The organism is Microbacterium azadirachtae (assembly GCF_025583665.1).
In the GTDB taxonomy this organism is placed as follows: domain Bacteria; phylum Actinomycetota; class Actinomycetes; order Actinomycetales; family Microbacteriaceae; genus Microbacterium; species Microbacterium azadirachtae.
This window is the reverse complement of the sequence record NZ_CP099706.1, coordinates 362,191-379,748: the sequence shown is the minus strand read 5'-3', so window position 1 is coordinate 379,748 and position 17,558 is coordinate 362,191. Positions and strand designations below refer to the sequence as shown.

The following is a 17,558-nucleotide window of genomic DNA, read 5'->3' as shown; positions in this document are numbered from 1 at the left end:
CGGTGACGTCGCCGCACCGGCGCCGAGGAGCTCAGTCGTCGAGAGACGCGAGGTAGGCCGCGTTGCCGCGGAGCGCCGCCTCGTAGCGCCGCACCTCCGCGGTCGGGAACCGGTCGGCGATCACGGTGAGCACGGCTCCGAGCGCAGCGCTCGGCCGCCCCATCGCGTGCAGCGTGAGGGCGCGGAAGAGGCCGAGCGACTCCGACTCGGGGAACAGCGCGATGCCCTCGTCGAACGCGGCGAGGCTCTCGTCGAGACGGCCGAGATTGCGCAGGGTGCTGCCGAGCTGCAGGAAGCACTGCCGCAGCCGGCGCCCCTCCAGTCCCGCCGCCATCGCCCGCCGGTAGTAGCCGAGCGCCGTCTCCTCCTGACCGTCGGTGTCGTACGCGCCGCCCACCTCGTAGAGCACGGCCGGATCGTCGGGATGCTCGGCGAGCACGTCGAGGAACGCGGCGATCGTCGGCGCCATCCGTGCGCGATCCCGCGCGGCGAAGATCTCGTCCAGCCGGGCGTGCAGTTCGGGGTCGGTGCTCATGGGTTCCTCCTCGTGCCACGCTAGCCGGGATGCACCGCTGTCCGGAGAGGATCGGATCTCGTGTAGGCTCGGGTTCAGGTTATTGAAGTTGTGGTTTCTGCCGGAGTGATCTCCGGACCATCTTCTGGCCCCGGCTGCGCGCCGGGCGGGTATTCAGTTCAGTGGCTCTGGTCGCATCAGCCATTGTGATGCGCTTCGCCGATCGAATCCCGATCTCCCCCCCACGTCGCGGCAGGTTTGCCGCGCACTCGCGGATCACTCGCTGGTCCCAGACAACGAAGGAATGACGTCATGGCCACGGGCATCGTCAAATGGTTCAACTCCGAGAAGGGCTTCGGCTTCATCTCCCCCGACGACGGGACCGCCGACGTCTTCGCGCACTTCAGCGCGATCACCGGCGACGGCTACCGCAACCTCGAAGAGAACCAGAAGGTCTCTTTCGACGCTGAGCGCGGCCCGAAGGGCATGCAGGCGGCGAACATCCAGCTCGTCTGAGCGAGCTGCACGAAACGGCGCCCCGACGATCCTTGTCGGGGCGCCGTTCTCGCGCCCGCGGGCGTCCCCGGCTGTGTGACGCCGTGGATCCTGACCCGGAATTCCCCCAGGCCCCTCCCGCGGCGACGCTCGGGGCTGGGGGGGCTCAGTGGCCGAGCAGCTGCTCCACCGGCCCGCGGACAAAGTACAGGGCGAACCCTGCCGCGACGACCCACATGAGCCAGTGCACCTTGCGCGCGCGTCCCGACAGCGCGTTGACGAGCGCCCAGGAGATGAAGCCGACGCCGATGCCATTCGCGATCGAGTAGGTCAGCGGCATGGTCACGATGGTGAGGAACGCGGGCAGCGCGACCGCGAACTTGTCGAACCTGATCTCGCGGATCTGGGCCATCATCATGGCGCCGACGACCACCAGCGCCGCGGATCCGACCTCGATCGGCACGACCAGCGTGAGCGGTGTGACGAACATCGAGAGCAGGAACAGCGCACCGACCACGAGCGACGCGAGACCCGTGCGGGCGCCCTCGCCGATGCCGGAGGCGCTGTCGACGTAGACCGTGTTCGACGAGGTCGAGGTCACGCCGCCGGCGACGGCGCCGAAGCCCTCGACGACGAATGCCGAGCGCAGCCGCGGGAACGTGCCGTCCTTGTAGGCCAGGCCCGCGTTCTTGGCGAGGCCGGTCATGGTGCCCATGGCGTCGAAGAAATTCGAGAACACCAGGGTGAAGACGAGCATCGTGGCGGACAGCGCGCCGATGCGGCCGAAGGCGCCGAACAGGTCGAACTGGCCGATCAGCCCGAAGTCGGGCACGGTGATCCACGTGCTGGGCAGCTGCGGGATCGTCATGTGCCAGCCGTTGGGATCCTTGAACGAGGGCCCGAGGTTCAGCACCGCCTGCGCGATGAGCGCGACGACGGTCGTGGCCACGATGCCGATCAGGATACCGCCGGGCACCTTGCGCGCCACGAGGATCGCGATGACGACGACGCCCAGCAGGAAGATCAGCGTGGGCACCGAGGTGAGCGATCCGCCGTTGCCGAGCTGGACCGGGGGCCCTGCCGGGGTGCGGTTGACGAAGCCGGAATCGACGAACCCGATGAAGGCGATGAAGAGGCCGATGCCGACCGTGATCGCCGCCTTGAGCGCCTGCGGGACGGCCTTGAAGATCGCGGTCCGGATCCCCGTGGCCCCGAACAGCACGATCAGCACGCCGTTGATGACCACGAGGCCCATGGCCTCCTGCCAGGTGACCTGGCCGACCACCGAGACGGCGAGGAAGGAGTTGATGCCGAGGCCCGCCGCGATCGCGAACGGCAGGCGCGCGACGACGCCGAAGAGGATCGTCATCACGCCGGCGGTGAGGCCGGTCGCGGCGCCGATCTGCGCGGCCTGCAGCGCATGGCCGACCACATCCTTCGTCCCGCCGAGGATCAGCGGGTTGAGGATCACGATGTAGGCCATGGTGACGAAGGTCACGATGCCGCCGCGGATCTCCCGGCCGACGGTCGAGCCTCGGCGGGTGATCTCGAAGAAGCGGTCGAAGGCGTTCGCCGGTTCTGCATCGACGGTGGCGCTGGCGCCGGTCTTCAGCGGCGGGAGGTCTTCCGTGCTGCGGGAGAACACGTCGCCGCCGGAGACGGCGGGCATGCCCTCGGTGTCGGGGGAGGGAGTGTGGGACGTCATTGTCTGCTCCTGGATCGGTCGGTTCGGTCAGTACTCGATACGGGTGGTGGTGAGGCTCCACTCGGTGAAGGGCGCGACGCGTTCCTCGGGAGGAAGCGCGATGTCACTCACGGGCATGATCACCCGGTCCTCGGGCCCGCCCTCGAAGTAGCGGTAGAACACCGCGTCGTCGAAGCCTGCGTCGGCCGCGTCGTCGCGGTTCGCCGCGAAGTAGACGCGGTCGATGCGCGCCCAGAGCGACGTGGCCAGGCACATCGGGCAGGGCTCGCAGCTCGTGTAGAGGGTGGCGCCGGAGAGGTCGAACGTGCCGAGCTGCTGGCACGCGTTGCGGATCGCGGTCACCTCGGCGTGCGCCGAGGGGTCGAGATTCGCGGTGACCCGGTTGACGCCCTCGAAGACCCGGCCGTCGGCCGAGACGATGATGGCGCCGAACGGACCTCCGGCGTTTCGGACGTTGTCCGTGGCGAGGGCGACCGCCTGAGCGAGGTACTCGGCCGGCGTGGTCGCCGCGGCGGCCGAGGGCACGCTGCTGTCCGAAGGCGCACTGCTGTCCGAAGGCACACGGGTGCTGTTCATGGAGAGCTTCCTTGCTGTCGTCGCAGTGATACGGCTTCCGGTCGGGCCCCTCGTCGGGCCCTTCCTCGAGATAAGTACGTCGAACCGCTAGGTTGTCATCCCGCCTTCGGCCGTGGATGCGGCGTCGGGCTGGCTCGACAGTAACAGCGTTCCCGCCACCCGTCCACCACTTTTCGAAATCCCGATTCCACATTGCGGTAATCGCGATTGCCTCGCCGCATCTGCGGCGCTATGGTCATCTTCATGACGCATTTTCGGATCCGCGAGGCCGCCAGCCTGTTGGGAGTCAGCGACGACACCGTGCGTCGCTGGGCGGCCGACGGGATCCTCAGCCTGTCCACCGACGCCACCGGGCACCAGGTCGTGCCCGGTGCGGAGCTCGCCGAGCGCGCCCAGGCGCTCGCAAGCGAACCCGATCCCGGCGACGACCTGGTGCGCAGCGCGCGCAACCGCTTCGTCGGGCTCGTCACCGCCGTGCGCGTGGAAGGGCTGATGGCGCAGATCGAGCTGCAGAGCGGTCCGCACCGCATCGTGTCGCTGATGAGCGCCGAAGGAGCCGCGGAGCTCGGGCTCGAAGTCGGCAGCAAGGCCGTCGCCGTCACCAAGGCCACCATGATGATCATCGAAGCCGAGAGGGCCTGATCTCGAATGACCCGCACCCGACTCCGCCTGGCGGCGCTCGCCGCCACCGCTCTCGCCGCGACGCTCGCCCTGGCCGCGTGCTCTCCCGCCGCACCCGCGTCGACTCCCACACCGACCCCCACCGGCTCTGCGTCGGCGGCCAGCGGGGAGCTCACCGTCTTCGCCGCGGCGTCGCTGAGCAAGGCGTTCGACCAGATCACCGCCGAGTTCGAGGCCGAGAACCCGAAGGTGCACGTCAACCCGATCACCTACGACGGATCCTCGACCCTCGCGACGCAGATCATCGAGGGCGCCCCGGTCGACGTCTTCGCCTCGGCCGACCAGAAGAACATGGACAAGGTCGCCCAGGCAGGGCTGGCCGGGCCGGCGCCGGTCTTCACGACGAACGTGCTGCAGATCGCCGTCGCCCCCGGCAACCCGCGGAAGGTGAAGGATCTGGCCTCCCTCGCCGACCCCGGCCTCAAGGTGGTGCTGTGCGCCCCGGCCGTGCCGTGCGGCAACGCGGCCAAGACGCTGCTCGACGCCGCCGGCGCCACGGTCACGCCGGTCAGCGAGGAGCAGAACGTGAGCGCCGTGCTCGCCAAGGTCAAGGCCGGCGAGGCCGACGCGGGCCTGGTCTACACGACCGACGTCAAGGCGGCGGGATCCGCCGTGACCGGCGTCGCCATCGCCGGTGCCGAGAAGGCCGTGAACAAGTACCCCATCACGGTGCTGAAGGCGTCGAAGAACCCCGAAGCGGCCGCCGCGTTCCAGGCGTTCGTGCTGTCGGACAAGGGCCGGCGGATCCTCACCGGGCTCGGATTCGGCGGGGAATGAGTACGGCGGGCCGGAGCGGACCGCGCACGGCGCCGGAGCGGCCGACCGCGCGCGGCGCCGCCCTGTCCCCGCGCGGCGAGCGCCTGCCCGCCTGGCTGCTGGTGCCGGCCCTGATCGCCGTGCTCCTGCTGGTCCTGCCGTTCGTCGCGCTCCTGGTGCGGCTGGACTGGGCGACCGTGCCCGCTGCGGTCACTTCGCCGGCGGCCCTGCAGGCCCTCGGGCTGTCGCTCGTCACCGCGACGATCGCCACCGCGCTCTGCGCACTCCTCGGGATCCCCCTCGCGGTCGTGATCGCCCGCAGCCCCGCAGGACTCGCGGCCGTGCTGCGCACGGTGACCACGCTGCCCCTGGTGCTGCCGCCCCTGGTCGGCGGGATCGCCCTGCTCGCACTGCTCGGCCGCAACGGCCTGCTCGGCGCGACGCTGGCGATCGCCGGGATCCAGATCCCGTTCACCACCACGGCGGTGGTGATCGCGCAGGCGTTCGTGGCGCTGCCGTTCCTGGTGATCTCGATCGAGGGAGCGCTGCGCGCGATCGGCACCGAGCACGAGCACGTGGCCGCGGGTCTCGGTGCCGGCCGGTTCACGGTCTTCCGCCGGGTGACGCTGCCCCTCGCCGCTCCAGGCCTCGTCGCGGGCACCGTGCTGTGCTTCGCACGCGCACTGGGAGAGTTCGGCGCGACGGCGCTGTTCGCCGGCAACTCCGCCGGTGTCACCCGCACCATGCCGCTCGCGATCTACACCGCGTTCAACGGCGCCGGCGTCGAGGAGGACACGGCGATCGCGCTCTCGCTCATGCTGATCCTCGTCGCCGTCGCCGCCCTGGTGCTGGTGCGCGGATGGCGTCCGGGGGCCGTGCGATGAGGGTCGACCTGCGGGCGCGGCGCGGCGGCTTCGCGCTCTCCGCCGCGTTCGAGGCGCATCCGGGCGAGATCCTGGCCGTGATCGGGCCCAACGGATCCGGCAAGTCCACCCTGCTCGACGCGATCGCCGGGATCCTGCCCGCCTCGGGGACCGTTGAGGTGGCCGGCCGCGTGCTCGATGCGCCGGCCGGCTCGCGGAACGACGACGCGACGGCGCGACGGGTGCACGTGCCGCCGTCGCGCCGCCGCATCGCCCTGCTCGGGCAGCGCCCCCTCCTGTTCCCGCACCTGTCGGTGCGCGAGAACGTGGCGTTCGGGCCGCGCGCGCAGGGCGTCGCCCGCGGCGAGGCGCGGCGCCGTGCCGAGCAGCGGCTCGAGGAGGTGGGTCTCGGCGGACTCGCATCCCGGAGGCCCGCCGAGCTCTCGGGCGGACAGCAGCAGCGGGCCGCGATCGCCCGTGCGCTGGCCTCCGAGCCCGACGCCCTGTTGCTGGACGAGCCGTTCGCCGCCCTCGACGCCCCCTCCGCCGCACAGGCCCGGCGCCTCATCGCCGCGCAGGCGCACACGGCGGGAGCCGGCGGGCGGGCGATGCCGATCGTGCTCGTCACGCACGACCCGATGGATGCGCTGATCCTGGCCGAGCGCACGCTCGTGATGCACGACGGGGCGGTGGAGCAGTCGGCGCGCACCGCCGAGGTGATCGGCCATCCGCGCTCCGACTTCGTCGCCGCCCTCGCCGGGGTGAACCGTCTCGCGGCGGTCGGCGCGGGCGACGGAGCGGTGCGGACGCCGGACGGTCTCGCGCTGCGCGGGAACGGCGACGCCCTGGGCGCGGGGGCGGCGGGAAGCGTCGTGTTCGCGCCGGGGTCGGTGCGCGTGGATACGACGCCGGCGGACGGGGCCGGATCCGTCCCGAACCGCTGGGACGGTCGGGTCACGGAGCTGGAACCGATCCCCGGCGGGATACGGCTGCGCACCGCCGAGCATCCGACGATCGCGGTGGACTGCCCGTCGACGCACGCCGTCACCCTCGGCCTGCATCCGGGGCAGCGCCTGGCGTTCCGCGTCGACGAGGCCGACGTCTCGGTCCGCGCCGGTATCTGAGCGAGCGCCCCGCCGGTTCCTGAGCGAACGCGCCTCGCACGGGACCACGCGCGTTGTCCGCCGGACCGAACCGGCGGCCGTTCGGATCCCGCACTGCCGCTCCGGTGCTACGGTTGCCCCTCGAAAGGAGGCCGACCGATGTCACCCCTGAAGCTGCCGTCGACCGGCGTCCTCGACACCCGCGACCGCCCGCTGCGCGATCTGCGGATCTCCGTGACCGACCGCTGCAACTTCCGCTGCGTGTACTGCATGCCGCGCGAGGTGTTCGGCCGCGACTATGCATTCCTCGAACGGCATGAACTGCTCACGTTCGAGGAGATCGAGCGGATCGCCCGCGCCGCGCTCGCGAACGGCGTCCGCAAACTCCGCCTCACCGGCGGCGAGCCGCTGCTGCGCCGCGGCATCGAGGAGCTCGTCTCACGCCTCGCCGCCCTGCGCACGCTCGGAGGATCCAAGCCCGAGATCGCCCTGACCACCAACGGATCCGCGCTCGCCGTCAAAGCCGAAGCGCTCAAGGCCGCGGGCGTCGACCGCGTCACGGTGTCGATCGACTCGCTCGACGATCAGCTGTTCCGTCGTATGAACGACGTGGAGTTCCCCGTCGCCCGGGTGCTGCAGGGCATCGACGCCGCCCAGGCCGCGGGCATGCCGGTGAAGCTCAACACGGTGGTCAAGCGCGGGCTCAACGACGGCGAGATCCTGAGCCTCGCGGAGCACTTCCGCGGCACCGGCCACGTGCTGCGGTTCATCGAGTACATGGACGTCGGTGCGACGAACGGCTGGAGTCTCGACGAGGTCGTCCCGTCGGCCGAGATCGTCGCGACCATCGCCGCCCGCTTCCCGCTCGAGCAGGTGGCACCGTCCGCGCCCGGCGAGACCGCGAAGCGGTGGCGCTACGCCGACGGATCCGGCGAGATCGGCGTGATCTCCTCCGTGACGAACGCGTTCTGCGGCACCTGCAACCGCGCCCGGCTGTCGACCGAGGGACGCCTGTTCACGTGCCTGTTCGCGACCGAGGGCCACGACCTGCGCGCCCTGCTGCGCGGGGGCGCCGACGACGATGAGCTCACGGCGACGCTGGCGCGGATCTGGGGCGTCCGTGACGACCGGTACTCCGAGATCCGTTCGAGCCTCACGCCGGAGCTGCGCGCCGACCGCCACCGCATCGAGATGAGCTACATCGGCGGCTGAGACGTCCCGCGGACCGGGACCGGGTCAGAGGCCGACCCACTCCGAGACGCCGTCGGCGTAGTGCTGGCGCTTCCAGATCGGCACCCCGCGCTTGATCTCCTCGACCAGGTGCTCGCATGCGTCGAACGCCTCCTTGCGGTGCCCGGCGGAAGCGGCGGCGAACAGCGCGACATCCCCGATCCGCAGGTCGCCGATGCGGTGCGCCGCCGCGACCCGCAGGCCCGTCTCGGCGGTCACGCGGTCGACGATCTCCTCCAGGAAGCGCTGGGCGTCCGGATGCGCGCGGTAGTCGAGGGCGCTCACCGCCTGACCGCCGTCGTGGTCGCGCACGATGCCGCAGAACATCACGGTCGCGCCGTGCGCGGCGTCTCCGACGGCGGCGCGGATGACCGCCTCATCCAGCGGCTGATCGCTGATGAACGCTCGTTCGCTCACTCCGACTCCCCTTCCCGGGTCGGCGCATCGGCGGCGCCCGCGCCTTCGGTTCCGCCGCCCACGGCGGCGTACGCCCTGATCCCGCCCGCGAGGTAGCGCGCGTCGATGCCGCGGTCCCGCAGCACGCGCACCGCGCGCCGCGAGCGCGGATCCCTCTCGCAGAACACCACGACGGGCCCGTCCCCGATCGCCTCCGGGAGTGGCGCGCCGGCCTCGAGCGCCCCCAGGGGCAGCGACGCGGCGCCGGGGATGCCGCGCAGGAGCGTCTCGTGCGGCTCACGCACGTCGAGGAGGCGCACGTCGCCCTCCCGTCGCCGGCGCAGCAGCTCGGCGGACGACACGCTCAGCGCCTCATCGGAGGCGGCACCGGTGCCGCAGAACAGCCCGTAGTCGATGAGCTCCGTGACGGCGGGTGCGTCGTCGGTGCGCTCGTAGGCGATCTCGCGGGTGCGCGCGGTGAGCGCGTCGTAGAACAGCACCCGGCCGACGAGTGGATCCCCGATTCCGGTGAGGAGCTTCACGACCTCGGTGGCCATGAAGGATCCGATCGCGGTGCACAGGCTCGCGAGCACCCCGCCGAGCTCGCACGAGAGCACCTCGGACGGGTCCGGCGGCACGGGGAAGAGATCCCGGAACCCGACCTCGGGCACCGCGACGCCGACCTGCCCCTGGAAGCGCAGGATCGAGCCCCAGACCAGGGGCTTTCCGGCGAGACGCGCGGCGTCGTCGGCGAGATACCGAGTGGGGAAGTTGTCGCTGCCGTCGACGAGGAGGTCGTACTCCGCGAGGATCGCGGGCAGCGTTTCTGACGTGGCGCGCTCGCGGTACGGGCGCACCAGGACGCCGGGATCGATGTCGCGCACCGTGTCGGCGAGCGAGCCGACCTTGGAACGGCCGATGTCGGCCATGCCGTGGCTGAGCTGGCGATGCAGGTTGGAGAGCTCCACGACGTCGTCGTCGATCACGCCGATCGTTCCCACGCCGCTGCCGGCGAGCGCGGGGATGAGCGCGCTGCCGAGGCCTCCGGCGCCGATCACGAGCACGCGGGCGGCCGCGAGGCGGCGCTGCGCGGACTCGCCGAAGCCGGGAAGCATGAGCTGGCGGCTGTAGCGGGCGATGCGTTCGGGCGGCAGTTCCGGCCCCGGCTCGACGAGCGCGATCATAGGATCGAGTGTACGCGGGGATCCCGCGATGGGATCCCCGCTTTTCCAAGATGCGGATGCCGTTTTCCGCAATACGGTCTAGATTGAGAACATGGCCACCATCACCGTGCGATACTTCGCGGCGGCCGCCGAGGCCGCAGGACGCGACCAGGAGGAGCTGACGCTGGTCGGCGACGGCCCCGCCCCGACGGTCGGCGCGCTGCGGGCGGAGCTCCTGGAGCGCTACGGGGCGCCGATGGCGGCCGTGCTGCGATCCGGATCCTTCCTCATCGACGGAAAGGTCAGCCGCGACGACGGTCGCGCGCTCGGCGCCGTCGTCGACATCCTGCCGCCCTTCGCGGGCGGCTGAACCCCGAGGCCACGATTCCCCGAGCCGCCTCGGACGCTCGCTCGGGGGATGGGATCCGCGAAACGTGAAAGGCTCGGTCTTCCAGGACGAGCCGGAGGAGACGAGCATGAGCGACCTGACCCACCTGCGTCCCGACGGCTCCGCGCACATGGTCGACGTGACCGACAAGGCCGTCACCCGCCGCGAGGCGCGGGCACAGGCCGTGCTGCAGACGACGACCGAGGTGGTCGCGAAGATCGCCGACGGCACGCTCCCGAAGGGCGAGGCGCTCGGCACGGCCCGCATCGCCGGGATCATGGGAGCGAAGCAGACCTCGGCCCTCATCCCGCTCTGTCATCCGCTGCCGCTGAGCCGGGTGGAGATCGACCTGATCCCCGAGGGCGATCGGGTGCGGATCCTCGCCACGGCGGTGACGAAGGGCGTCACGGGCGTGGAGATGGAGGCCCTGACGGCCGCCAGCGTCGCCGCGCTGACCCTGTACGACATGATCAAGGCCGTCGACAAGCACGCCGTGATCGGGGACATCCGGGTGCTCGCGAAGTCGGGCGGCAAGAGCGGCGACTGGACCACGGAATGACCGCCGCCGCGTCCGGATCCCGCACGGAGGGGCGCACGGCGACGGTGCTCGTCGTCTCGACGCGCGCCGCCGCCGGCGTGTACGCCGACGAGACCGGGCCGATCATCCGCGACTGGCTGGAGGCCCGCGGATTCGCCACGGGAGACCCGGTCGTCGTGCCCGACGCGGCCGTGGCCGAGGCGCTCGCCTCCGCCCTGGCAGGATCCCCCGACGTCCTGCTCACGACCGGCGGCACCGGCCTGTCCCCCGACGACCGCACGCCCGAGGCCACGGCCGCGCTGCTCGACCGCGAGATCCCTGGCCTCATGGAGGAGCTGCGGCGGCGCGGCCTCGCCGCGACGCCGATGGCGCTGCTCACCCGTGGCGTGGCCGGAGTCGCCGGCCGCACGGTCGTGATGAACCTCCCCGGCTCGCGCGGCGGAGTGCGCGACGGCCTCGCGGTGCTGGATCCGATCCTGGACCATCTGCTCGGACAGCTGAGCGGACGCCGCGACCACTGACCGTTCGGCCGGGCTTCCGCGACGGGGGCACCCCCTAGGGTGGATCTCTATGGCTATCGGGGCGACGATCCACACGTTCGACGTGCAGCTGGCGGACACCGACCGCGGCGTCTACGAGGAGTACTCGCTGCGCGTCGCGCGGCATCCGTCCGAGACCGACGCGTACATGCTCACCCGCCTGCTCGCGTACGGCCTGGAGTTCGTCGAGGGCATCGCGTTCAGCGAAGGCCTCTCCTCCACCGAGGAGCCCGCGGTCGTGGTGCGCGACCTGACCGGGCGCACGACCGCCTGGGTCGAGGTGGGAGCACCCGACGCGGAGCGCCTGCACTACGGCTCGCGGCTGGCCGACCGCACCGTCGTCTACACGCACCGGGATCCCGCGAAGGTCATGGCCCCGTGGGAGGGGAAGCGGATCCACCGGTCCGACGACATCCGCGTCTACTCTTTCGACCCGGGCTTCATCGATGCGGCCGTGCCGCTGCTCGAGCGCCGCAACACCGTGACGATGACCGTCACCGAGCGCGTGCTCTACCTCGATCTGAACGGCACCACGCTCACCACCGCCGTGCACGAGCACGAGCTCGGCTGACCCGCCGCCTTCGTCCCTCTCGACGCTCTCCCGACGCCGCGCGCCGGCGAGATGGATCACGCACCTCCCGGGCGCTCCGGAGCGGCGTTTTCCATCTCGCCGCGCCCATCCTCGACCCGGCGAGATGGATCACGCACCTCCCCGGTGCTCCGGAGCACCGTTTTCCATCTCGCCGACCCCGCGGCCGGAGCCCGCGCCCGCCGCGCGAGGCGGCGACGCCGCGCTACCGCGTCTCGTCGCGGGCGTCTGCGGCGGGCTCGGTGCCCGCGCCCGGGATCCCGTGCTCGCGCAGTTCGCGGCGGGTCGGGTGATGGGTCGGCGCCTCCGCGCCCTCCACGTACGCGGCTGCGATCGCGGACAGCTGCGATGTCGAGGTCGGGGGCTCGGACGAGGTGGCGGGATCGACCGTGTCCGCGGGATGCGTCGCAGGGGCGACGGTCTCCGCAGGAGAAGCGGCCTCCGCGGGAGCGACCGTCGCCGCGGCATCCGTCCCGGTCTCGACGAGGGCGGGAGTGCCGGGATCCAGGGGCGCGTCCGGGCGGGGAGCATCCGGTCCGGGGGCGTCCGGCGCCGCCGGCGAATCGCCGCGGCGACCCGCGCGCTTCGCCGCCCGCCGCTCCCTGGCACCCTCGACGAGGTTGTACAGGGTCGGCAGCACGAGCAGGGTCAGCACGGTGGACGAGACGAGGCCGCCGATCACGACGATCGCGAGCGGCTGCGAGATGAAGCCGCCATGACCGGTGATCCCGAGCGCCATCGGGGTGAGCGCGAAGATCGTCGCGAGCGCGGTCATCAGGATCGGGCGCAGACGACGGGATCCGCCCGCGATCGTGGCGTCGTGCGCGCTCATCCCCTTCTCGCGGTACTGGTTGACGAGGTCGACGAGCACGATCGCGTTCGTCACCACGATGCCGATGAGCATGAGCACGCCGATCAGCGAGGCGACGCCGAGCGGCACGCCCGTGACGATCTGCAGCAGGATGGCGCCGGTCGCCGCGAACGGCACCGAGCTCAGCAGCAGGATCGGCTGACGCAGCGACTTGAACGTCGCCACCATCACGATGTAGACGATCAGGATGGCCGCGAGCATCGCGAGCCCGAGCTGACCGAACGCATCCTGCTGCTGCGTCACCACGCCGCCCAGGGAGGCATCGGCGCCGGACGGGAGGTCGGCCTTCGCGATCGCCTTCGACACGGAGGCCGAGGCGCTCGCCAGGTCGTTGCCCTTCGGGGTGACCGACACGGTCGCCGTGCGTTGTCCGCGCTGGGTCGTGACCGATGCCGGGCTCTCGCTCTGCTGCACGGTGGCGATCTGATCCAGACGGACGAGTCCGGCGCGGCTCGGGACCGTGAGCGCCTTGAGCTCGTCGACGGTCTTCGGCGGGTTCGCGCTCTGCAGGAAGACCGTGAGCGAGCTCCCGTCGATCTCGACGGATCCGATCTGCTGCGGGCGCATGGCCTGCGAGACGATGCCGCCGACCGCCACCTCGCTCAGGCCGCGCTGCGCCGCGGCGGCGCGGTCGACCTGCACCGAGATGTACGGGAGCGACGCGGAGAGGTTGCTGGAGACCTGGTTCACGCCCGCCGAGCCCTTGAGCTCCTTCACGAGCGCGTCGGCCGCCGTCGTCAGGGTCTTGTCGTCGGGCGCGGTGATCTTGACCTGGATGTCGCTGGATCCGAAGCCCTCGCTGGCGGCGATCGTGATGTCGCCCACGCCGTCGAGCTTCTTCACGGCGGCGCGCACGTCGGCCTGCACGGCGTCCTGGTCCGCCGAGGGATCGGTCGTGATCGAGTAGGTGATGCCGGAGCCGCCGCCGGAGAAGGCGTCGCGCAGCGCCGAGCCGCTCGAGCCGATCGAGACCTGCACGGTCTTGATGCCGTGGATGTCCTTGATCGCCTCCTCGACCTTCTGGGCCGCCTTGTCCTCGGCGTCGAGGCTGGGCGACTGCCCCAGCGACTGCGTCATCCGGAACGTGTTCTGCCCGCTGGATCCGAGGAAGTTGACCTTCATGAGCGGCGCCGCCGCCAGGGTTCCCACGAGCACGACGACGGCGAGCAGGACCGTGATCCAGGAGTGCTTCAGCGTCCAGCTCAGGATCGGCAGGTACGCCTTCTGCAGCCGGGTCGGCGGCGCGTCCTCGTGCTCGGGGTCGATCGCGCGGCCGTCCGCGTCGAGCAGCGGCTTGCCCGGACGCAGGAACCAGTACGCGAGCACCGGCACGATCGTGAGGGCGACGAGCAGCGACGCGGCCATCGCGATCGTCACGGTGAGCGCGAACGGGCGGAACAGCTCGCCGGTCATGTCGCCGACGAAGGCGATCGGCAGGAACACGGCGACCGTGGTGATGGTCGAGGCCGTGACGGCGGTCGCCACCTCGCGCACGGCGCTGAGGATCGCGCTCTTCTTGTCGGCGCCCTGCACGTAATGCCGCTTGATGTTCTCGATCACCACGATCGAGTCGTCGACGACGCGTCCGATCGCGATCGTGAGCGCGCCCAGCGTGAGGATGTTCAGCGAATATCCGAACGCCTGGATCCCGATGAACGTGATCAGGACGCTGGTCGGGATGGAGATCGCCGTGACCAGCGTCGAGCGCACCGAGAGCAGGAACACCAGGATCACCAGCACGGCGAAGACGAGCCCGAGCAGACCCTCCTGGGCGAGCGACTCGATGGACTGCTGGATGAACGGCGCCTGATCGAAGACGGTCGTGAACGTCGCTCCCGGCAGGTCCTTCTTGAGCTCGGGGATGAGCCCGGTGACGGCCTTCGAGACGTCGACCGTGTTCGCCGAGGGCAGCTTCGTGACCGCGATCGTGAGGGCGGTCTTGCCGTCGACCCGGGAGATCGAGGTGACCGGGTTGCCGTCGATCGCGACCTTCGCGACGGATCCGATGGTCGTGCCGGGCGTCGTGGCGCCGAGGAGCGGCACGGCCTGGATCTGCTCGACGCTGGTCAGCTTCTCGCCGGTCTGCACCGTGAGCGTGTCGTCGTTCTCGGTGATGGATCCGCCCGGGAAGAGCGTGCCGTTCTGCTGCAGGGCGTCCTTGATCGCGGTGGGGGCCAGTCCCGCGGCGAGCAGCGCCGTGTTGTCGGGGGTGATGGTGACGCGCTTGCCCTGCCCGCCGACGAGGGAGGCCGCGTTGACGCCCTTGAGCCGCTCGATCTTCGGGATGATCGTGTTCGTGAGCCGCTGCTGCGCCGTCTCCGCGTCGGAGAAGCCGGTGATGGCGAGCTGGATCACCGGGAAGTCGTCGATCGAGGCGGTGATGACCTGCGGATCCACGCCGTCGGGCAGCTGCGACTTGATCCGCCCGATCGCCTGGTTGACCTTCTGCTCGGCGGTGGCGAGATTGGTGCCGTACGCGAACGACGCCTGGATCACCGAGGAGTTCGTGGTGCTCGTCGCGGTAGAGGTGTCCAGGCCCGGAACGCCCTGGATCGCCGTCTCGACGGGTGTGGAGACGTCATGCTCGACGACCTCCGGCGAGGCTCCGGGGTAGCTGGCGACGATCGCGAGCTGGGGGAACTCGATCGACGGGATGAGCTCCTGCTTCAGGTTCGTGAGCGCGAGACCGCCGAACACCGCCGCCACGATCGTGACGAGGGCGATCAGCGCGCGGTTGCGCAGACTCAGGACGGCGAGCTTCGACACGGGTCCCCCTTCGTGCCCCGGTGCGGAGGACCGGGCCTACAGGCCAGATTCTAGAGCGCCTCGCCCTCACCCCCGTCACAGGATCCCGGCACTCGCCCGCGCCGGGATCCTGACGCCCGTTACTGGCAGACGCCGTTCTGGTAGTGGGTGTTGAACGAGTGCACCTGCACCCAGGCGACGGGCTTGCCCGTCTCCACGCTCCACTGCTGCGAGCCCTGGGCGGGCGCGGTGCCGTCGTTGGTGCCGTACGACGCCGAGGTGCCGTCTCGGAAGTGGGCGTTCAGCTCGTAGACGTCCGGGGCGCTGTCGTAGCTGACGATCACGCGCTCGCCGGAGATCGTGTAGCTGCCGTTGTCTCCGGCCGCCGCGCTGCCGCACGTCACGACGGGATCCGCGGAGCCCTTCGTCGAGGCGGACGCGAGGGGCACGGCGGCGGCCGCGGCGATCACAGGGAGGCTCCAGGCCGCTCCCTTGACGATCGTGCGGCGGCTCAGCGTACGGGTGGTTCTGGTGACCTGCTCGGACATGGTTCTCTCCCCTGATGTCGTCGCCCGCGGGCGCGCGGGCGCGACGCAGGCATGGATGCGATGACGCGCGGGCATGCGGATGCGCAGCCCCAGGCGCGGCTCGGACGGCGCTCGGGCGTGCCGTCCGGTCCTTCCACGTTCGCCTCCGCGGGGAGGGCGCCCGTGCCGTCCGGCGGAGAATCACCCCCCTTTTCACCCACCTGGCGAAGCGGCGGGTCGCATCGAGCCCGTAGCGTGTCAGTGAGTGTGAGGCATGCGTGCGCAGGCACCGGCGGACCGGGGCGTGCGGGGTGATTCGTGGGGACGAACGTGGATATCGGGGAACGGTTCATCGAGGCGGCGCTGGAGAACCGGGACGCGGACGCCGCCGCGCTCGTGGAGATGTGGCCGATCGAGCTCTGGTACTCGCTTCCCCCGTACCAGCTCGGCACGCTCCTGGCGCGCCTCTCCCCGGAGGCGCACCGTCTGAGCCCGACGGTCTCCTTGCTGTCGCGGGCCCTGACGCCCGACGACACGACCTTCCGGATGCCGCGCCGACGGGGGCCTCTGCCGGCGAACCATCACCGTCGCGCCTCGATCTTCGAGGCGGCGCGGCGACGGGTGGCCGGGGATCCGGTCGGCGCCTACGAGCTGCTCGCGGGCCTCCGGGAGAACATCGCGGGGGCGTCTCGCTCCGGCGTCGGCCCGACCGATCCCGCTCTGGCGTTCGTCCTGATGCAGACCGCCGAGTCGGCGCTCCTCGCCGGACGCCTGCGGGAGGCGCTGAGCCTGTTCGAGGAGCTCGCCGCGGCGCCGCGGTCGGCCGGCATGGAGTTCTTCGCCCGCAGAGCGCACCTGCGAGGCGCGCTCATCCACCACCTCTACGGGAGCACGTGCGCCGCCCGCTCCCATCTGCAGCAGGCGCAGGGGGTGCCGCGCACCGCGAGCTGGGTGGAGAAGCGGCTGGACGGCGACCAGCGGCTGGTCGAGGCCCTGATCGCGACGGAGGATTCCGACGAGGCCTTCTCCGAGCTGCTGGACCTGACGTATTCGGATCTCGGCGAGCTGTGGCCCTTCGCGGTGATCGCGCTGCACGCCTGGGGCTCCGTCACCGGCCGTCGCGACGCCGCGCGCTCACGCATGGAGGCGATGGCGAACGCGGGGTTCGGGCGCGACGGCACGGGCCTCATCGGCTCCGTCCTGCCGCTCATGCTCGCGCTGGACTCGGTCCTCAACGGCGACCTGCCCCGGGCGCGCGCCGAGATCCACGACGTCCACGAGGATCACTGGATCGCGACGGTCGTCCGCGCGCTGATCGACATCGGCTCCGCCGCGCCGGGCCGCGCGAGGGACAGCCTCGGGGCTGCGGCCGATGCGACGACCGGTCTGGTGAAGGCCGACCGGCAGCGGCACCAGGTCACGGCGCTCGCGCACTACCTGAGCGGCGACACGGGGAGCGCCTCGGCCACGATCGCCCTGCTCCCGGTCAGCGCCCGCCGGTGCAGCCCCTACGAGATCTCCGTCCTCGACACCCTGGCGCCGGGCGTCCTCGGCGTGGTCGCGGATCTCGTGCCGGAGCTGCTGCCGGAGGGCTACCCGTTCGACCGCGCGGGCGTGCTCGAGAAGCCGTCGCTCACACGCCCCGAGCTCGAGGTGCTGACGAGACTGGCGCGAGGGATGAAGCGACCGGACATCGCCCGCGAGCTCTTCCGCTCGATCAACACGGTGAAGACCCACCAGCGCTCGCTGTACCGCAAGCTCGGCGCGTCCTCGGCGGCGGAGGCGGTCGCCCTCGCAACCGAGTCGGGGTATCTCTGGCACCCGCCGCAGGCCGCCCCGGTCACGCCGTGACACGGCGCGGGGAGCCGAGGCGCGCGTC

General features: G+C 71.3%; 18 protein-coding genes. 11 read left to right on the top strand and 7 right to left on the bottom strand.

All coding sequences use genetic code 11. The features are described 5' to 3' along the window. Positions 1 to 31: 31 nt before the first annotated feature. A complete protein-coding gene (locus NFX31_RS01770; protein WP_091477589.1) occupies positions 32 to 535 on the bottom strand; it encodes a tetratricopeptide repeat protein in 504 nt (167 codons plus the stop codon). 291 nt (positions 536 to 826) lie between these two features. Between NFX31_RS01770 and NFX31_RS01765 the strand changes: the two genes are divergently transcribed. Continuing rightward, positions 827 to 1,030, top strand: a complete 204-nt coding sequence (locus NFX31_RS01765; RefSeq protein ID WP_045249613.1) for a cold-shock protein — start codon at positions 827 to 829, stop codon at positions 1,028 to 1,030. A gap of 145 nt (positions 1,031 to 1,175) precedes the next feature. On the opposite strand, the gene NFX31_RS01760 is transcribed toward NFX31_RS01765, so the two are convergent. Next, the gene (locus tag NFX31_RS01760) at positions 1,176 to 2,714 is read right to left on the bottom strand and encodes an NCS2 family permease (protein ID WP_091477591.1); all 1,539 of its coding nucleotides are present in this window, start codon (positions 2,712 to 2,714) and stop codon (positions 1,176 to 1,178) included. 27 nt (positions 2,715 to 2,741) lie between these two features. After that, the gene (locus NFX31_RS01755; RefSeq protein WP_082072066.1) at positions 2,742 to 3,290 is read right to left on the bottom strand and encodes a nucleoside deaminase; all 549 of its coding nucleotides are present in this window, start codon (positions 3,288 to 3,290) and stop codon (positions 2,742 to 2,744) included. Positions 3,291 to 3,533: 243 nt separating this feature from the next. On the opposite strand from NFX31_RS01755, the gene NFX31_RS01750 reads away from it, so the two are divergent. The 5 genes from NFX31_RS01750 (at position 3,534) to moaA (ending at position 7,905) form a co-directional block, all read left to right on the top strand. Next, positions 3,534 to 3,932 carry a TOBE domain-containing protein gene (locus tag NFX31_RS01750; RefSeq protein WP_045249644.1) on the top strand — a complete coding sequence of 133 codons (399 nt, stop codon included), beginning with the start codon at positions 3,534 to 3,536 and terminating at the stop codon, positions 3,930 to 3,932. 6 nt (positions 3,933 to 3,938) lie between these two features. Beyond that, positions 3,939 to 4,748 carry a molybdate ABC transporter substrate-binding protein gene (gene modA, locus NFX31_RS01745; protein WP_045249612.1) on the top strand — a complete coding sequence of 270 codons (810 nt, stop codon included), beginning with the start codon at positions 3,939 to 3,941 and terminating at the stop codon, positions 4,746 to 4,748. After that, positions 4,745 to 5,611 (top strand): ABC transporter permease, encoded by an 867-nt coding sequence (locus NFX31_RS01740; protein ID WP_262956570.1) that lies wholly within the window; start codon positions 4,745 to 4,747, stop codon positions 5,609 to 5,611. The genes modA and NFX31_RS01740 overlap by 4 nt, the downstream gene beginning before the upstream one ends. Then, the gene (locus NFX31_RS01735) at positions 5,608 to 6,714 is read left to right on the top strand and encodes a sulfate/molybdate ABC transporter ATP-binding protein (RefSeq protein ID WP_262956568.1); all 1,107 of its coding nucleotides are present in this window, start codon (positions 5,608 to 5,610) and stop codon (positions 6,712 to 6,714) included. The genes NFX31_RS01740 and NFX31_RS01735 overlap by 4 nt, the downstream gene beginning before the upstream one ends. A gap of 138 nt (positions 6,715 to 6,852) precedes the next feature. Further along, the gene (gene moaA, locus NFX31_RS01730; protein ID WP_045249610.1) at positions 6,853 to 7,905 is read left to right on the top strand and encodes a GTP 3',8-cyclase MoaA; all 1,053 of its coding nucleotides are present in this window, start codon (positions 6,853 to 6,855) and stop codon (positions 7,903 to 7,905) included. Between the two features lie 24 nt (positions 7,906 to 7,929). Here moaA and NFX31_RS01725 read toward each other — a convergent pair whose 3' ends face one another. After that, on the bottom strand, positions 7,930 to 8,340 hold the full coding sequence (locus tag NFX31_RS01725) for a molybdenum cofactor biosynthesis protein MoaE (RefSeq protein WP_045249609.1): 411 nt from the start codon (positions 8,338 to 8,340) through the stop codon (positions 7,930 to 7,932). Beyond that, a complete protein-coding gene (locus tag NFX31_RS01720; protein WP_262956566.1) occupies positions 8,337 to 9,503 on the bottom strand; it encodes a ThiF family adenylyltransferase in 1,167 nt (388 codons plus the stop codon). Before NFX31_RS01720 ends, NFX31_RS01725 begins: the two co-directional genes overlap by 4 nt. A gap of 91 nt (positions 9,504 to 9,594) precedes the next feature. Here NFX31_RS01720 and NFX31_RS01715 point away from each other — a divergent pair, with 91 nt between their 5' ends. The 4 genes from NFX31_RS01715 to NFX31_RS01700 all read left to right on the top strand — a co-directional run bounded on the left by NFX31_RS01715 (position 9,595) and on the right by NFX31_RS01700 (position 11,518). Next, the gene (locus NFX31_RS01715; protein WP_045249607.1) at positions 9,595 to 9,852 is read left to right on the top strand and encodes a MoaD/ThiS family protein; all 258 of its coding nucleotides are present in this window, start codon (positions 9,595 to 9,597) and stop codon (positions 9,850 to 9,852) included. A 106-nt stretch (positions 9,853 to 9,958) separates the two neighbouring features. Then, positions 9,959 to 10,429, top strand: a complete 471-nt coding sequence (gene moaC / locus NFX31_RS01710; RefSeq protein ID WP_045249605.1) for a cyclic pyranopterin monophosphate synthase MoaC — start codon at positions 9,959 to 9,961, stop codon at positions 10,427 to 10,429. Next, a complete protein-coding gene (locus NFX31_RS01705) occupies positions 10,426 to 10,929 on the top strand; it encodes a MogA/MoaB family molybdenum cofactor biosynthesis protein (RefSeq protein WP_045249604.1) in 504 nt (167 codons plus the stop codon). Before moaC ends, NFX31_RS01705 begins: the two co-directional genes overlap by 4 nt. A 49-nt stretch (positions 10,930 to 10,978) precedes the next feature. Then, entirely contained in the window at positions 10,979 to 11,518 is a 540-nt protein-coding gene (locus NFX31_RS01700) for a YaeQ family protein (RefSeq protein WP_045249603.1), read from the top strand. A 223-nt stretch (positions 11,519 to 11,741) separates the two neighbouring features. On the opposite strand, the gene NFX31_RS01695 is transcribed toward NFX31_RS01700, so the two are convergent. Next, positions 11,742 to 15,173 carry an efflux RND transporter permease subunit gene (locus NFX31_RS01695; RefSeq protein ID WP_262956564.1) on the bottom strand — a complete coding sequence of 1,144 codons (3,432 nt, stop codon included), beginning with the start codon at positions 15,171 to 15,173 and terminating at the stop codon, positions 11,742 to 11,744. 119 nt (positions 15,174 to 15,292) lie between these two features. After that, a complete protein-coding gene (locus NFX31_RS01690) occupies positions 15,293 to 15,700 on the bottom strand; it encodes a hypothetical protein (RefSeq protein WP_045248898.1) in 408 nt (135 codons plus the stop codon). 309 nt (positions 15,701 to 16,009) lie between these two features. On the opposite strand from NFX31_RS01690, the gene NFX31_RS01685 reads away from it, so the two are divergent. Then, the gene (locus NFX31_RS01685; protein ID WP_262956562.1) at positions 16,010 to 17,530 is read left to right on the top strand and encodes a helix-turn-helix transcriptional regulator; all 1,521 of its coding nucleotides are present in this window, start codon (positions 16,010 to 16,012) and stop codon (positions 17,528 to 17,530) included. Positions 17,531 to 17,558 lie beyond the last annotated feature (28 nt).

Bases quoted from the DNA above. Each gene is read 5' to 3' on its own strand.
- moaC (WP_045249605.1), top strand. From the start codon at position 9,959: ATGAGCGACCTGACCCACCTGCGTCCCGACGGCTCCGCGCACATGGTC.
- NFX31_RS01735 (WP_262956568.1), top strand. From the start codon at position 5,608: ATGAGGGTCGACCTGCGGGCGCGGCGCGGCGGCTTCGCGCTCTCCGCC.
- NFX31_RS01760 (WP_091477591.1), bottom strand. From the start codon at position 2,714: ATGACGTCCCACACTCCCTCCCCCGACACCGAGGGCATGCCCGCCGTC.
- NFX31_RS01720 (WP_262956566.1), bottom strand. From the start codon at position 9,503: ATGATCGCGCTCGTCGAGCCGGGGCCGGAACTGCCGCCCGAACGCATC.
- NFX31_RS01700 (WP_045249603.1), top strand. From the start codon at position 10,979: ATGGCTATCGGGGCGACGATCCACACGTTCGACGTGCAGCTGGCGGAC.
- NFX31_RS01740 (WP_262956570.1), top strand. From the start codon at position 4,745: ATGAGTACGGCGGGCCGGAGCGGACCGCGCACGGCGCCGGAGCGGCCG.
- NFX31_RS01750 (WP_045249644.1), top strand. From the start codon at position 3,534: ATGACGCATTTTCGGATCCGCGAGGCCGCCAGCCTGTTGGGAGTCAGC.
- NFX31_RS01705 (WP_045249604.1), top strand. From the start codon at position 10,426: ATGACCGCCGCCGCGTCCGGATCCCGCACGGAGGGGCGCACGGCGACG.
- NFX31_RS01770 (WP_091477589.1), bottom strand. From the start codon at position 535: ATGAGCACCGACCCCGAACTGCACGCCCGGCTGGACGAGATCTTCGCC.
- NFX31_RS01715 (WP_045249607.1), top strand. From the start codon at position 9,595: ATGGCCACCATCACCGTGCGATACTTCGCGGCGGCCGCCGAGGCCGCA.
- NFX31_RS01765 (WP_045249613.1), top strand. From the start codon at position 827: ATGGCCACGGGCATCGTCAAATGGTTCAACTCCGAGAAGGGCTTCGGC.
- NFX31_RS01755 (WP_082072066.1), bottom strand. From the start codon at position 3,290: ATGAACAGCACCCGTGTGCCTTCGGACAGCAGTGCGCCTTCGGACAGC.
- modA (WP_045249612.1), top strand. From the start codon at position 3,939: ATGACCCGCACCCGACTCCGCCTGGCGGCGCTCGCCGCCACCGCTCTC.
- NFX31_RS01690 (WP_045248898.1), bottom strand. From the start codon at position 15,700: ATGTCCGAGCAGGTCACCAGAACCACCCGTACGCTGAGCCGCCGCACG.
- moaA (WP_045249610.1), top strand. From the start codon at position 6,853: ATGTCACCCCTGAAGCTGCCGTCGACCGGCGTCCTCGACACCCGCGAC.